Origin of the sequence: Caenimonas aquaedulcis (genome assembly GCF_015831345.1) — a bacterium.
Classification (GTDB): Bacteria; Pseudomonadota; Gammaproteobacteria; order Burkholderiales; family Burkholderiaceae_C; genus Ramlibacter; species Ramlibacter aquaedulcis.
In genome coordinates this window covers 1125432-1139145 of record NZ_JADWYS010000001.1, presented here as the reverse complement: position 1 = coordinate 1139145, position 13714 = coordinate 1125432, and the positions used below count along the sequence as shown (strand labels likewise).

Here is a 13714-nt window from a genome sequence, read left to right as displayed (position 1 = left end):
AGGTCAGCGACATGCGGCTCAACTTACTCGCGGCGGCTGCCGCGCTCTCGTGCGGTTTGATGGCTCCCACCCTGGCCCACGAAGTCGAGGAAGGGCAGGGGCAACTCGGCAAGGTCAACTTCGCCAATTCCTGCGACGCCAAGGTGCAGAAGGAATTGCAGCGGGCCGTGGCGATGCTGCACTCGTTCTGGTTCAACGCCGGCGAGGCGGCCTTCCGCCACGTGCTCGCGGACGATCCCAGCTGCGGTGTGGCCACCTTCGGCATCGCGGCGCTGCTCATGAACAACCCGCTCGCGGGGCAGGGCGCTTCGCCGCAGGCAGCGGCGGCGGCGCAGGCCGCCATCGAGCAGGGCCGGCGCGTGGGCGCGAAGACGCAGCGCGAGCGCGACTACATCGAAGCCGTCGCCGCCTATTACGACGATTTCGCGAACAAGCCCGAGCGCGCCCGGCAGGCCGCGCGCGCGAAGGCCTTCGAGGCGCTGGCCGCCCGCTACCCCGACGACGACGAGGCGCAGATCTTCGCCTCGCTCTACATCGCGGGCACGCAGTCGCAGGCCGACCAGACCTACGCGGCCTACCTGAAGGCCGCGGGCGTCCTGGAAAAGCAGTTCGAGAAATACCCCGACCACCCGGGCGTCGCGCATTACCTGATCCACAGCTACGACGCGCCGCCCATCGCGCAGAAAGGGTTGACAGCCGCCCGGCGCTACGCGGGCCTGGCGCCGGACGCACCGCACGCGCTGCACATGCCCTCGCACATCTTCACGCGGGTCGGCGCCTGGCAGGACTCGGTGTCCACCAACCGCCGCTCGGCCGATATCGCCAAGAAGGACGGCAACGGCAACGAGGCCTTCCACGCGGCCGACTACATGGTCTATGCGCAGCTGCAGATGGGCCGCGACAAGGCGGCCCGCGAAGTGCTCGACGAATTCGCACGCGAGGTGAAAGCCAATCCGGTGGCCTTCGTCGGGCCGTACGCCGCGGTCGCGATGCCCGCGCGGATGGCGCTCGAGCGGGGCGACTGGAAGACGGCCGCGGCGCTGCCGGTGCAGAACACCCCCTACCCGTTCTGCGAGGCGATCACGACCTTCAGCCGCGCGCTCGGCGCGGCGCGCATGGGCGACACGGCGGCCGCCGAACAGGAGGCGCAGCGGCTGGAGGCGCAGCACAAGGCGCTGGTCGAGGCGAAGAACAACTACTGGGCGACGGAAGTCGAGATCCAGCGCCTGGCCACTGCCGCCTGGATCGCGCGCTCACGCAAGCAGGACGACGAAGCGCTGCGGCTCATGCGCGCGGCGGCCGACATGGAGGATCGCAACGAAAAGCACATCGTGACGCCGGGGCGCGTCGTGCCCGCGCGCGAGCTGCTGGGTGAGATGCTGCTGGAGGTCCGGCAACCGGCAGCGGCGCTCAAGGAGTTCGAGCTGTCGCAGGTACGCGAACCCAACCGCCTGCGCGGCTACGCCGGCGCGGCCGCGGCCGCCGAGATGGCGGGCGACCGCGACAAGGCCAGGCTGCTGCATGCGCGGGTGGTCGAGCTCACGCGCGACGCGGATACGCCCTTGCCCGAGGTCACGCGCGCGAAGACCTACCTGGCTTCGCGGTAAGTGCCGATGCTGCGGCGCGGCTTCGTGGCGCTGGGCCTGGCCGTCGCGGCGTGGGGGCCGCGCGCGGCGCCGAGCGGCGACGGCGACGATGAAGCCCTGCTCGCCGACGCGGACTACACGGCCGCTCGCGCCGCGCTGCAAGCCGGCGATGCGGCAGCGGCCGTCCCGCGCCTGCAGCAGGCGCTCAAGCGCTTCCCGGACAGCGCGGATGTGCACAACGAGCTGGGCTTCGCGCATCGCAAGCTCAGGCAGTTCGACAAGGCCTTCGAGCACTACCGCCGCGCGCTGCAGATCGAGCCGCGGCACCGCGGCGCGCACGAGTACATCGGCGAGGCGTACCTGATGGTGGGCGACCTGCCGGCGGCCGAGCGCCACCTGGCCGCGCTGCGCTCGATCTGCCTGCTGTCCTGCGAAGAGCAGCGCGACCTTGAAAAAGCAATTGCCGAGTATCGGGTTCGTGGTACACAACGCTGATCCCCATTCCGGACAGCACCATGAACACCCGCATCGAAAAAGACACCTTCGGCCCGATCGAAGTTCCCTCGGACCGCCTCTGGGGCGCGCAGACGCAGCGCTCGCTGCAGAACTTCGACATCTCCGGCGAGCGGCAGCCGAAGGAGATCATTCGCGCACTGGTGCAGATCAAGCGCTCGTCCGCCGTCGTCAACCACCTCATGGGCTTGATGGACGACAAGAAGGCGTCCGCCATCATCGCCGCCGCGGACGAAGTGCTGCGCGGCGAGCACGACGATGAATTCCCGCTCGTGGTCTGGCAGACCGGCTCGGGCACGCAGACCAACATGAACGTCAACGAGGTCCTGGCGAACCGCGCGAGCGAGCTTTTGGGCGGCGAGCGCGGGGAAGGGCGCCTGGTGCATCCCAACGACGACGTGAACAAGAGCCAGTCGTCCAATGACGTGTTTCCCACCGCCATGCACATCGCGGCCGTGGACGGCATCCGCAACAAGCTGCAGCCCTCGCTGATGAAGCTCAAGGCGACCCTCGCGGGCAAAGCGGAAGAGTTCCGGGACGTCGTGAAGATCGGCCGCACGCATCTGCAGGACGCGACGCCGCTCACGCTCGGCCAGGAGTTCTCGGGCTACGCCGCGCAGCTGGAACAGGCGGACCGCCACCTGCACGCCACGCTGCCGCACCTGTGCGAACTGGCGTTGGGTGGCACCGCCGTGGGCACGGGCCTGAACGCACCCGATGGGTACGCGGAGAAGGCGGCGGCCGAACTCGCGCGCCTCACGGGCTTGCCTTTCGTCACAGCGCCCAACAAGTTCGAGGTGATGGCGGCGGCCGATGCGCTCGTCAACGCACACGGCGCGCTCAAGACGCTCGCGGCCGGCATGATGAAGATCGCGAACGACGTGCGCTGGCTGGCCAGCGGACCCCGCAGCGGCATCGGCGAGCTGTCCATCCCCGAGAACGAACCGGGGTCCTCCATCATGCCCGGCAAGGTCAACCCCACGCAGAGCGAAGCGGTGACGATGCTGTGCTGCCAAGTCTTTGGCAACGACGTCGCCATCAATTTCGGCGGGGCGTCGGGCAACTTCGAGCTGAACGTGTTCCGCCCGATGATCGCGCACAACTTCATGCAGAGCGTGCGCCTCCTGGCCGACGGCATGCGCAGCTTCAACGACCACTGCGCGGTGGGAATCACCGCCAACCGCGATCGCATCGCGGAGCTGGTGGACCGCTCGCTGATGCTCGTCACGGCGCTCAACCCGCACATCGGCTACGACAAGGCCGCGCAGATCGCCAAGAAGGCGCACAAGGAGGGCACCAGCCTGCGCGAGGCGGCCGTCGCGTCGGGTCACGTCACCGGGGAGCAGTTCGACCAATGGGTACGCGCGCAGGACATGGTCGGCAGGAAGTCCTAAATCCCGCGCGGCCGTTTCCTTAAGTCCTCGGTGTTTACTCTATGGCTTGAACTGTTGACACTTTGACTCGGCACTCCCAGAATGCGTTGAGGTTCAAACTGACCGCCACCTGAGGAGACATGCCATGCGAGGAAAGTTCGCCGTCGCAGCGCTGGTCGCTGCCGCGCTGATTCCGTTGACGGGCGCGGCGCAAGCCCCGGCCCCCTATGACGCGACCCCCCAGCTGGTGGCCGCGGCCACCAAGGAAGGCAAGGTCGTCTGGTATTCCGCGACCGACGTGAAGGTCGCCGAGAAGCTCGCGAGCGCGTTCGAGGCCAAGTACCCCGGCATCAAGGTGCAGGTCGAACGCGCGGGCGCCGAGCGCCTCTTCCAGCGCATCAACCAGGAATACGGCAGCAAGATCCACGCGGTGGACGTCATCGAGACCTCCGACGCCGTGCACTTCATCCACTTCAAGAAGAACGGCTGGCTGCAGCCGGCCGTGCCGAGCGACGTCGCGAAGTACTGGCCCAAGGATCAGCGCGACCCCGACGGGCAGTTCGCCGTCTACCGCGCGCACCTCTCCATCATCGCGTACAACACCAAGCTGGTGCAGAAGGCCGACGCACCCAAGAGCCACGCGGACCTGCTCAACCCGAAGTGGCAGGGCAAGCTCGTGAAGGCGCACCCGGGCTACAGCGGCACGATCATGACGGACACGCAGGCGCTGTCGCAGGCGCTGGGCTGGGGCTACTTCGAAAAGCTCGGCAAGCAGAAGGTGATGCAGGTGCAGTCGTCCACCGAGCCGCCGAAGAAACTGGCGCTGGGCGAGCGCGCCGTGATGGCCGACGGCAACGAGTACAACGTCTTCCTGCTCAAGGAAGCGGGCGAGCCGATCGAGCCTGTCTACGCGACGGAAGGCAGTTCGCTCGTCGTCGGCAATGCGGCCCTGCTCAAGAACGCGCCCAATCCGAACGCCGCGCGCCTGTTCTATCACTTCATGTTCACCCGTGAAGCGCAGCAGGCCAACAGCGACGTCGGCGGCCTGCGCTCCTTCCACCAGGAAGTGAAGGAGAAGGCCGGGCGCACGCCGCTCTCGCAGATCAAGCTGCTGAACCCGGATGCCGCCGCGCTGGAGAGCCAGGTCGAGACGATCAAGAAGAAGTACGAAGAATATTTCGGAACCTGAGGCGATGGCAGACGCGCTCGCCGCCAGCTCCCCCGCACCCGCGCCCGCCTTTCGACTCGACCTCTTCCGCCCGGCGTTCGTGCTGCTCGTCGCGGTGCTGGCGGCGCTGGTGCTGCTGCCGCTCGGCTGGCTGCTGTACTACAGCCTCGTCGACAAGAACGGCGCCTTCACGCTCGCGAACTTCGCGAGCCTGCTCACCGACGCGACGATGCGCAAGCCCTTCGTGGTCGCCATCGGCATGGCGCTGGGCGTGGGCGTGCTGTCCTGCGCGATCGCGACGCCGCTCGCCTGGCTCGTGTCCCGCACGGACCTGCCGGGCCGCCGCGTCGTGCGCGCGCTGGTGACGGCGTCCTTCGTGACGCCGCCGTTCCTCGGCGCGATCGCCTGGGAAATCCTCGCGGCGCCCAACAGCGGCCTCATCAACGTGCTGTATCGCTACATGACGGGCGCCGAGTCCGACGCGCACCTCGTGGACATCTATACCTTCGAAGGGCTGGTGTTCGCGATCTCCTGCTACACCTTCCCGTACGTCTTCACGCTGGTCGCCAACGGGCTCGACCGCGTGCCCTCCGATTTGGAGGACGCCTCTTCCATCCTGGGCGGCCGTGCGATGACGACGCTGCGCCGCATCACCATCCCGCTGGTGCTGCCTGCGATGCTCGCGGGCTCGCTGATCGCGATCCTGCAGGCGCTCACGATGTTCGGCTCGCCCGCGATCCTTGCGCTGCCGGCGGGCTTTCACGTGATCACGACGAAGATCTGGAGCCTGTTCCAGTTCCCGCCCAAACCGGGGCTCGCCGCCGCGGCGGCGCTGCCGCTGCTGCTGATCACCGTGCTGCTGCTGCAGGGCAAGGCCTGGATACTCGGCCGCAAGGGCTATACGGTGCTGGGCGGCAAGAACGGCGAGGCACGGCTGACGGCGCTGGGCAAGTGGATGCCGGCCGCAATCGCCTTCGCCGTGATCGTGCTGTCGCTCACCGTGCTGCTGCCCTATGCCGCGCTGCTGAAGGCGTCGCTCACGCGCAAGGTGTCGGACCCGCTCACGTGGTCCACGATTACGCTGCACAACTTCGAATTCGTGTTCTTCGAGTTCTCCGCGACGAAGCTCGCGATGCGCAACACCTTCCTGCTCGGCTTCCTCACCGCGACCCTCGGCACCGCGATCGCGCTGGTGACGGCGTACATCGTCTCGCGCAATTCCTCGCGCGGCGCGAAGCTGCTCGGCATGCTCGCCACCGCGCCGGTCGCGATCCCGGGCATCGTGCTGGGCGTCGGCGTGTTCCTCACCTATTCGCACCCCCAGCTCATGCTGTACGGCACGCTGTGGATCCTGCTGATCGCCTTCCTCACCATCGAGATGCCGGCGGGCTACCAGCAGATGTCCGCGGCGTTCCACGGCATCCACCCCGAGCTGGAGGAAGCGAGCCGCATCCTCGGCGCGAGCCGGCTCGCGACCTTGCGCCGCATCACCGCGCCGCTGCTGCGCACGAGCGTGATCGCGACCTGGTGCTTCGTCTTCATCGGCACGATCCGCGAGCTGTCCGCGACCATCCTGCTCACGACCGCCAACACCAAGCTCGTCTCCGTGATCATCTACGACCTGAACGAGAGCGGCGACCTGGGCGCGATTTCCGTGCTGGGCATCATGCTGCTCGCGGTGTCGTTCACCATCGTCTTCATCGCCAACCGCCTGCCGGTGCTGGGCGGCCAACGCATGGTGGGCCTCCGATGAGCGCGCCGACCGACACGACAACCAAGAGCAGGAGCGACCCCATGGGTTTGGAGCTGAAGGGCCTCACCAAGCGATACGCCGGCGTGCCCGTGGTCGACGGCATCTCGCTGTCGATCGGCAAGGGGCAGCTGGTGTGCCTGCTGGGGCCCTCGGGCTGCGGCAAGACGACGACGCTGCGGCTCATCGCGGGCTTCGCGCAGCCCGACGCCGGCGAGATCCTGGTGGGCGGGCGGCGCGTGTCCTCGCCCGAAGGCAGCGACGCGCCCGAGCGGCGCAACATGTCGATGATCTTCCAGAGCTACGCGCTCTGGCCGCACATGACGGTGTACGAGAACGTCGCCTACGGCCTGCGCCTGCGCAGCCTCCCGAAGGACGAGATCGCGCGCCGAACCGACACCATCCTCGCGGCGACGCACCTCGAGCAGCTCGCGCAGCGCTACCCGGGCGAGCTCTCCGGCGGGCAGCAGCAGCGCGTGTCGCTGGCGCGCGCGCTGGTGATCGAGCCGGAGACGCTTCTGCTCGACGAGCCGCTCTCCAACCTCGACGCCAACCTGCGCGAGGAGATGCGCTTCGAGATCCGCCGCCTGCACGACAAGTTCCGCTACACCACCGTCTACGTCACGCACGACCAGGCCGAGGCGATGACGACCGCCGACCTCATCGTCGTGATGAACCAGGGCGCGATCGAGCAGGCGGGAACGCCGGAAGACATCTACCAGCGGCCGCTCACCGAATTCGTCGCCCGCTTCATAGGCGGCACCAACGTCTTCAAGGGCCGCGCGAACGGCGCCGGGTCCGTCGAATGCGGCGGCGGGCTGGTGCTGCGCTGCGCGAGCGGCGACTTCGCGCAACAGGGCGACACCAGCGTCTCCGTGCGGCATCACGACGTGCAGCTCGCGGCCGCGGCCGCGGGCGGCGGGCAGGTCAACGGGATGGCGGGTACCGTCGCGCGGCACGTGTACCTGGGCGCGCACCGCGACTACCTCGTCACCCTTGCGAACGGCGACACCGTCCGCGCCGTCACGCCGGTCGACGTGCGCTTCGACGCCGGCGACGCGGTGTGGCTGCACTTCCCGCCCGAGCATTGCCGCGCGCTTGCGCGCTGACGCCCCGATTTCGAACGACAACGCAACCCAAGGAAACCAGCCCATGTCATCCACCGAATCGCGCAAACCCGGCGACCACCTGACGCGCTATGTCGCGGAGTTCATCTGCGGCGCGAAACTGCAGGACCTGCCGCAGGATGTCGTGGCGCTCGGCAAGAAGTCGATCCTCGACGGGCTGGGCCTCGCATTGTCCGGGGGCGCCACGCCGCTGGGCGGCATGGTCCGCCGCCACTTCGACGACCTCGGCCTGGGGCAGGGGGCCGCGACGGTGATCGGCACGGACCGCAAGGTCGCGCCGCGCTTCGCCGCGTTCGCCAATGGCGTGGGCATCCACGCCGACGACTACGACGACACGCAGCTGGCCGTCGCCACCGATCGCGTGTACGGCCTGCTCACGCATCCCACCGCGCCGGCGCTCCCCGCCGCGCTGGCCGTGGCGGAGCTGCAGAAGGCGAACGGCGCCGCGGCGATGCTCGCCTACCACCTCGGCGTGGAGGTCGAGTGCAAGATCGCCGAGGCGATCAACCCGCGCCATTACCAGACGGGCTTCCATGCCACGGCCACCTGCGGCACGTTTGCCGCCGCCGCCGCGGCATCGAAGCTGCTGGGGCTCGACGTGGAGCAGACCTGTCGTGCCTTGTCGATTGCCGGCAGCCAGTCGGCGGGCCTGCGCGAGAACTTCGGCACGATGACCAAGCCCTTCCATGCGGGCCGCGCATCGGAGAGCGGCGTGGCCGCCGCGCAGTTCGCGATGTACGGCTGGACGGCGACGGACAAGATCCTCGAAGCGCCGCGCGGCTTTTTCAGCGCGGCTGGCGGCGGCTACGATGCGAATGCGATCGCCGGCAAGCTCGGCCAGCCCTGGACCATGGCGGACCCGGGCGTGTCGATCAAGCCGCATCCGTCCGGCTCGCTCACGCATCCCGGCATGACGGAGATGCTGCGCCTGATCCGTGCGAACCAGATCCAGGCCAAGGACGTCGTGCGCGTGCGCGTCGGCACCAACCACAACATGCCCAACGCGCTGATCCACCACCGGCCGACCAACGAGCTGCAGGCCAAGTTCTCCATGGAATTCTGCATGGCGATCCTCTTGCTCGAGGGCCGCGCGGGCCTGGGCGAATTCACCGACGAGGTCGTGCTGCGCCCCGACGTGAAGGCGATGATCGAGAAGATCGACTTCGTCGTGGACAAGGACGCCGAGGCGGCGGGCTATCACAAGATGACCACGATCATCGACATCGAGATGGCGGACGGCCGCAAGATCTCCGGCCGGTCGGACTTCGGCAAGGGCAGCCCGGCCGATCCGATGAGCTACGAGGAAGTCGCCAACAAGTTCCGGGAGAACGCCGCCTATGCGAAGTTCCCGGAGAAGCAGGCGGAGTCGGTCGTCGCCATGGTGCGCGAACTGGAGACGCTGCCTTCCATCGACAAGCTGATGGCGGCGCTCACGCGATGAGCGGCCTGCCCATCCTCGGCCTGATGCTGGGCGACATGACGGGCATCGGCCCGGAGATCAGCGCGAAGCTGCTGGCGGCGGGTGCGTTGAAGGACGCCGCGCGCATCGCGGTGATCGGCGATGCGCGGGTGCTGGAGATGGGCTGCGCCGACGCGGGGGTGAAGCCCGAATGGCGCACCTACGGCGCCGTGCGCGACATCGACTGGTCCCGCCCGGAAATCCCGGTGGTGGACCTCGGCAACATCGACCCCGCCACCCTCCCGCGCGGCGAGCTCTCGCCCGAGTCGGGCCGGCTCACCGGCGAGACGCTCAAGCACATGATCGACCTTGCGCTGGCCGGGGAGCTGCAGGGCATCTGCTTCGCGCCGCTGAACAAGGCGGCGCTGCATCGCGGCGGCTGGAAGTACCACGACGAGCACCAGATGTTCGCCGCGCTGACGCGCCATGAAGGCTTCTTCGGCGAGATGAACGTCATCAAGGAGTTCGCGACCTTCCGCGTGACGTCCCACGTCTCGCTGCGCGAAGCCGTGAACATGATCTCGCCGGACCGCATCACGGCCGCCGTGCGCCTGGCCGACACCACCTTGCGCGCCAACGGCGTCGCGGCCCCGCGCATCGCGGTGGCCGCGCTCAACCCGCACGGCGGGGAGGGCGGCCTCTTCGGCGACGAGGAGATCACCATCATTCGCCCCACCGTGGAGCGGCTGCGCGGCGAAGGCATCGGCTGCGTGGGGCCCGTGTCGTCCGACGTGATCTTCCTGAAGGCGCTCAAGGGCGAGTACGACGGCGTCGTGATGATGTACCACGACCAGGGGCAGATCGCGACCAAGCTGCTCGGCTTCAACAAGGGCGTCACCGTCACGGCGGGCCTCAAGACCGTGTTCACGACGCCCGCGCACGGCACGGCCTTCGACATCGTCGGCCAGGGCAAGGCCGACACCGGCGCCCTGGAGAGCGCGCTGCGCATCGCGGCGCGGATGGCTGCTGCACGGATGGCTGCAACGGGGTAAGCTCGGCGCCCATGGCGCTCCCCGACACAGCCGTCGTGTTCCTCGCCCACCAGTGGGGCGAGGCGATCGGCCAGCGCTTCCTCCGCCTGCGCAGGGAACTCGGCGCCTTCGCCGATTGCTTCGTCCTGCTGCACGACGACCAGGGGCCGGTCCGGCAGCAGTGGACGGCCTTCCTGCAGTCCCGGGACCTGGCCGGGGCGCTGGTCCCGTTCGACGACCGGAAGCTGCCGGGCGACCTCGGCTGGGGCTACTTCGGCCGCTCGCACATCCTGGCCAACACCCATTTCCCGCTCATGTGGTTCGCACGCGGCAAGCCGTACGCGTGGTACTGGCAGGTCGAGTCGGACGTGGAGTACCGCGGGCACTGGCAGGCCTTCATGTCGGCCTACCGCGAGAACCCGGCCCCGCTGCTGGTCACCCACATCCATCGCCACGGCGAATGGCCCACCTGGACCTGGTGGCGCTCGCTCACCGTGCCGGTGGAGGTGGAGTTGAAGGACGACGCCCTGTACAAGGGCTTCTTCCCGGTGTTCCGCATTTCCAGGCCGGCGCTGGACGCCGTGGAGGGCGCGCACCGGCGCGGGTGGAGCGGGCACTTCGAGGTGCTCATTCCCACCCTGCTGGTGCGCCAGGGCTTCACCATCCAGGACCTGCGCGCGACCCTCCCGTGCTACGTGGGCCAGAGCCAGAACCCGTGCCCGATCCTGCCGATCCAGGCGACGATGCGCTGGCGCCCGCCGATCTCGCGCGGGGAATTCATGCACCGGGGCAACGGGCCCCTGCTGTTCCACCCGGTGAAGGAAAACTGGTCCTTCGACGGCGGGAAGGTGGTGCAGTGGGAGGGCCCGGCCCCGCTCGAAGCGCGCGACTAGTGCCTGCGCTCGGCGATCCCCGACATGATCTTGTCGGTGTAGGCGATCGCGATGGCCGACAGCAGGAAGGTGATGTGGATCGCCGTCTGCGCGATCAGCACGCGGTCGGAGTAGTTGTCCGCGTTGATGAAGGTCTTGAGCAGGTGGATCGACGAGATGCCGATGATCGCCGTCGCGAGCTTCACCTTCAGCACCGACGCATTCACGTGGCTCAGCCACTCCGGCTGGTCGGGGTGGCCCTCGAGGTTCATGCGGCTCACGAAGGTCTCGTAGCCGCCCACGATGACCATGATCAGCAGGTTGGAGATCATCACCACGTCGATGAGCGCGAGCACCACCAGCATGATCACCGTCTCGTTCAGCGAGGTGATCGCCACCGTCTGCTTGTAGCCGATGCTGGTGATCAGCTTCTGCAGCGCGTCCTGGCTGCCGAACGCGGCCTCCAGCAGGTGGACCAGTTCCACCCAGAAGTGGAAGACGTAGACGGCCTGCGCGGCGATCAGGCCGAGGTAGAGCGGCAGCTGCAGCCAGCGGCTCGCGAAGATGAGGCCGGGCAGGGGCCGCAACGGGGAGGCGACCTTCGGGGTGTGGGGGGGTGGTGTATCGAGCATCGTGCGCGATTGTAGATATCCGGCAGGGCCCGCCGGTTGGGAGTAAATTGGCGCGTGCCCCCCGGTCCGGTGCGCGTCAGTGCGATGTAAGTGGTATGCCTGACATTACCGGCCAGTCCAACTGATCGCGGAGACAAGAACCATGAGCAACAACATCGAGTCGGTCCTGGTCGAAAACCGGGTCTTCCCCCCGTCCGACGCCGCCATGAAGGGCGCGCGCATCTCGGGCATGCCGGCGTACGAGGCGCTGTGCAAGGAAGCGGAGAAGGATCTCGAAGGCTTCTGGGCGCGCCACGCCCGGGACAACATCGTGTGGACGAAGCCCTTCACGAAGACGCTCGACGAGTCGAACGCGCCCTTCTACAAGTGGTTCCACGACGGCGAGCTCAATGCCTCGGCCAACTGCCTGGACAAGCACATGGGCACCGCGGTCGAGAACAAGACGGCGATCATCTTCGAGGCCGACGACGGCGCCGTCACGAAGATCACCTACAAGGAACTGCTCGGCCGCGTGAGCCAGTTCGCCAACGCGCTGAAGGCGCAGGGCATCAGGAAGGGCGACCGCGTCATCGTGTACATGCCGATGACGGTGGAAGGCGTGATCGCGATGCAGGCCTGCGCGCGCATCGGCGCGACGCACAGCGTGGTGTTCGGCGGCTTCTCCGCCAAGGCGCTGAACGAGCGGATCATCGACGCCGGCGCGGTCGCGGTGATCACCGCCAACTTCCAGATGCGCGGCGGCAAGGAGCTTCCGCTCAAGTCCATCGTGGACGAAGGCATCGCGATGGGCGGCTGCGACACGCTCAAGAGCGTGCTCGTGTTCATGCGCACGCCCACGGCCTGCAACATGGTCGCGGGACGCGACAAGACCTTCACCGAGATGCTGCAGGGCCAGTCCGGCGAGTGCAAGCCCGAGCCGGTGAACGCGGAGCACCCGCTCTTCATCCTCTATACGTCCGGCTCCACCGGCAAGCCCAAGGGGGTGCAGCACTCCACCGGCGGCTACCTGCTGTGGGCCAAGCTCACGATGGACTGGACCTTCGACATCAAGTCCACCGACGTCTTCTGGTGCACCGCGGACATCGGCTGGATCACCGGCCACACCTACGTGGCATACGGACCGCTCGCCGCGGGCGCGACGCAGGTGATCTTCGAGGGCATCCCCACCTACCCGAACGCGGGCCGCTTCTGGGAGATGATCCAGAAGCACAAGGTGACGGTGTTCTACACGGCGCCCACCGCGATCCGCTCGCTGATCAAGGCGGCGGAAGGCGACGAGAAGATCCACCCGAAGCGCTACGACCTCTCGAGCCTGCGCATCCTCGGAACGGTGGGCGAGCCGATCAACCCCGAAGCGTGGATGTGGTACCACAAGAACGTGGGCGGCGAGCGCTGCCCGATCGTGGACACCTTCTGGCAGACGGAAACCGGCGGCCACGTGATCACGCCGCTGCCGGGCGCGACGCCGACGGTGCCGGGCTCCTGCACGCTGCCGCTGCCGGGCATCATGGCCGCGATCGTGGACGAGGCGGGCCACGACATCCCGAACGGCGCGGGCGGCATGCTGGTGATCAAGCGCCCCTGGCCGTCGATGATCCGCACGATCTGGAACGACCCGGAGCGCTTCAAGAAGAGCTATTTCCCCGAGGAGATGGGCGGCAAGCTGTACCTCGCCGGCGACGGCGCGGTGCGCAACAAGGAGAACGGCTACTTCCGCATCACCGGCCGCATCGACGACGTGCTCAACGTGTCGGGCCACCGGCTCGGGACGATGGAGATCGAGTCGGCGCTCGTCTCCAAGACCGACCTTGTCGCGGAAGCGGCCGTGGTCGGGCGCCCCGATGACCTGACGGGCGAAGCGGTCTGCGCGTTCGTGGTGCTCAAGCGCTCGCGGCCCACGGGCGACGAGGCGAAGCAGATCGCGACGGAGCTGCGCAACTGGGTGGCCAAGGAGATCGGCCCGATCGCCAAGCCCAAGGACATCCGCTTCGGCGACAACCTGCCCAAGACGCGCAGCGGCAAGATCATGCGCAGGTTGCTGCGGTCCATCGCGAAGGGCGAGGCGATCACGCAGGACACGTCGACGCTGGAAAACCCGGCGATCCTGGAGCAGTTGGCGGAGAAGCTCTGAGGATTTCTTTGGACGCAGAATTCGCAGAGGTGACGCAGAAGGAAGCCCAGAAAAGAACCACAGGAATTTGTTTTGAATTCTTCTTGTCTTCCTTCTGCGTCACTTCCGCGAATTCTGCGTCCATAAAAAAGG

The 13714-nt window shown here is 67.7% G+C and carries 11 protein-coding genes; 10 read left to right on the top strand and 1 reads right to left on the bottom strand.

From position 1 onward, the window contains the following. The first annotated feature begins 11 nt into the window (after positions 1–11). The 9 genes from I5803_RS05440 (at position 12) to I5803_RS05400 (ending at position 10840) form a co-directional block, all read left to right on the top strand. Positions 12–1607, top strand: a complete 1596-nt coding sequence (locus I5803_RS05440) for a hypothetical protein (protein WP_196985376.1) — start codon at positions 12–14, stop codon at positions 1605–1607. Between the two features lie 6 nt (positions 1608–1613). Beyond that, complete coding sequence (locus I5803_RS05435) at positions 1614–2081, top strand: tetratricopeptide repeat protein (RefSeq protein WP_231402577.1); 468 nt, start codon at positions 1614–1616, stop codon at positions 2079–2081. A gap of 20 nt (positions 2082–2101) precedes the next feature. Then, positions 2102–3493: a class II fumarate hydratase gene (fumC, locus tag I5803_RS05430; protein ID WP_196985374.1), complete on the top strand. Its 1392-nt coding sequence runs from the start codon at positions 2102–2104 to the stop codon at positions 3491–3493. 124 nt (positions 3494–3617) lie between these two features. Further along, entirely contained in the window at positions 3618–4661 is a 1044-nt protein-coding gene (locus I5803_RS05425) for an ABC transporter substrate-binding protein (RefSeq protein ID WP_196985373.1), read from the top strand. A gap of 4 nt (positions 4662–4665) precedes the next feature. Continuing rightward, positions 4666–6393: an ABC transporter permease gene (locus I5803_RS05420; RefSeq protein WP_196985372.1), complete on the top strand. Its 1728-nt coding sequence runs from the start codon at positions 4666–4668 to the stop codon at positions 6391–6393. After that, positions 6390–7499 carry an ABC transporter ATP-binding protein gene (locus I5803_RS05415; protein WP_231402340.1) on the top strand — a complete coding sequence of 370 codons (1110 nt, stop codon included), beginning with the start codon at positions 6390–6392 and terminating at the stop codon, positions 7497–7499. Before I5803_RS05420 ends, I5803_RS05415 begins: the two co-directional genes overlap by 4 nt. Positions 7500–7542: 43 nt before the next feature. Beyond that, on the top strand, positions 7543–8958 hold the full coding sequence (locus tag I5803_RS05410; protein ID WP_196985371.1) for an MmgE/PrpD family protein: 1416 nt from the start codon (positions 7543–7545) through the stop codon (positions 8956–8958). Further along, entirely contained in the window at positions 8955–9968 is a 1014-nt protein-coding gene (locus tag I5803_RS05405; RefSeq protein WP_196985370.1) for a PdxA family dehydrogenase, read from the top strand. Before I5803_RS05410 ends, I5803_RS05405 begins: the two co-directional genes overlap by 4 nt. A gap of 11 nt (positions 9969–9979) precedes the next feature. Beyond that, positions 9980–10840, top strand: a complete 861-nt coding sequence (locus I5803_RS05400; RefSeq protein ID WP_196985369.1) for a hypothetical protein — start codon at positions 9980–9982, stop codon at positions 10838–10840. On the opposite strand, the gene I5803_RS05395 is transcribed toward I5803_RS05400, so the two are convergent. Beyond that, the gene (locus I5803_RS05395; RefSeq protein WP_196985368.1) at positions 10837–11451 is read right to left on the bottom strand and encodes a YqhA family protein; all 615 of its coding nucleotides are present in this window, start codon (positions 11449–11451) and stop codon (positions 10837–10839) included. The genes I5803_RS05400 and I5803_RS05395 overlap by 4 nt on opposite strands. Before the next feature lie 142 nt (positions 11452–11593). Between I5803_RS05395 and acs the strand changes: the two genes are divergently transcribed. After that, entirely contained in the window at positions 11594–13582 is a 1989-nt protein-coding gene (gene acs / locus I5803_RS05390) for an acetate--CoA ligase (RefSeq protein WP_196985367.1), read from the top strand. The last annotated feature ends 132 nt before the right edge of the window (positions 13583–13714 follow it).

Bases quoted from the DNA above. Each gene is read 5' to 3' on its own strand.
- I5803_RS05440 (WP_196985376.1), top strand. From the start codon at position 12: ATGCGGCTCAACTTACTCGCGGCGGCTGCCGCGCTCTCGTGCGGTTTG.
- I5803_RS05435 (WP_231402577.1), top strand. From the start codon at position 1,614: ATGCTGCGGCGCGGCTTCGTGGCGCTGGGCCTGGCCGTCGCGGCGTGG.
- fumC (WP_196985374.1), top strand. From the start codon at position 2,102: ATGAACACCCGCATCGAAAAAGACACCTTCGGCCCGATCGAAGTTCCC.
- I5803_RS05425 (WP_196985373.1), top strand. From the start codon at position 3,618: ATGCGAGGAAAGTTCGCCGTCGCAGCGCTGGTCGCTGCCGCGCTGATT.
- I5803_RS05420 (WP_196985372.1), top strand. From the start codon at position 4,666: ATGGCAGACGCGCTCGCCGCCAGCTCCCCCGCACCCGCGCCCGCCTTT.
- I5803_RS05415 (WP_231402340.1), top strand. From the start codon at position 6,390: ATGAGCGCGCCGACCGACACGACAACCAAGAGCAGGAGCGACCCCATG.
- I5803_RS05410 (WP_196985371.1), top strand. From the start codon at position 7,543: ATGTCATCCACCGAATCGCGCAAACCCGGCGACCACCTGACGCGCTAT.
- I5803_RS05405 (WP_196985370.1), top strand. From the start codon at position 8,955: ATGAGCGGCCTGCCCATCCTCGGCCTGATGCTGGGCGACATGACGGGC.
- I5803_RS05400 (WP_196985369.1), top strand. From the start codon at position 9,980: ATGGCGCTCCCCGACACAGCCGTCGTGTTCCTCGCCCACCAGTGGGGC.
- I5803_RS05395 (WP_196985368.1), bottom strand. From the start codon at position 11,451: ATGCTCGATACACCACCCCCCCACACCCCGAAGGTCGCCTCCCCGTTG.
- acs (WP_196985367.1), top strand. From the start codon at position 11,594: ATGAGCAACAACATCGAGTCGGTCCTGGTCGAAAACCGGGTCTTCCCC.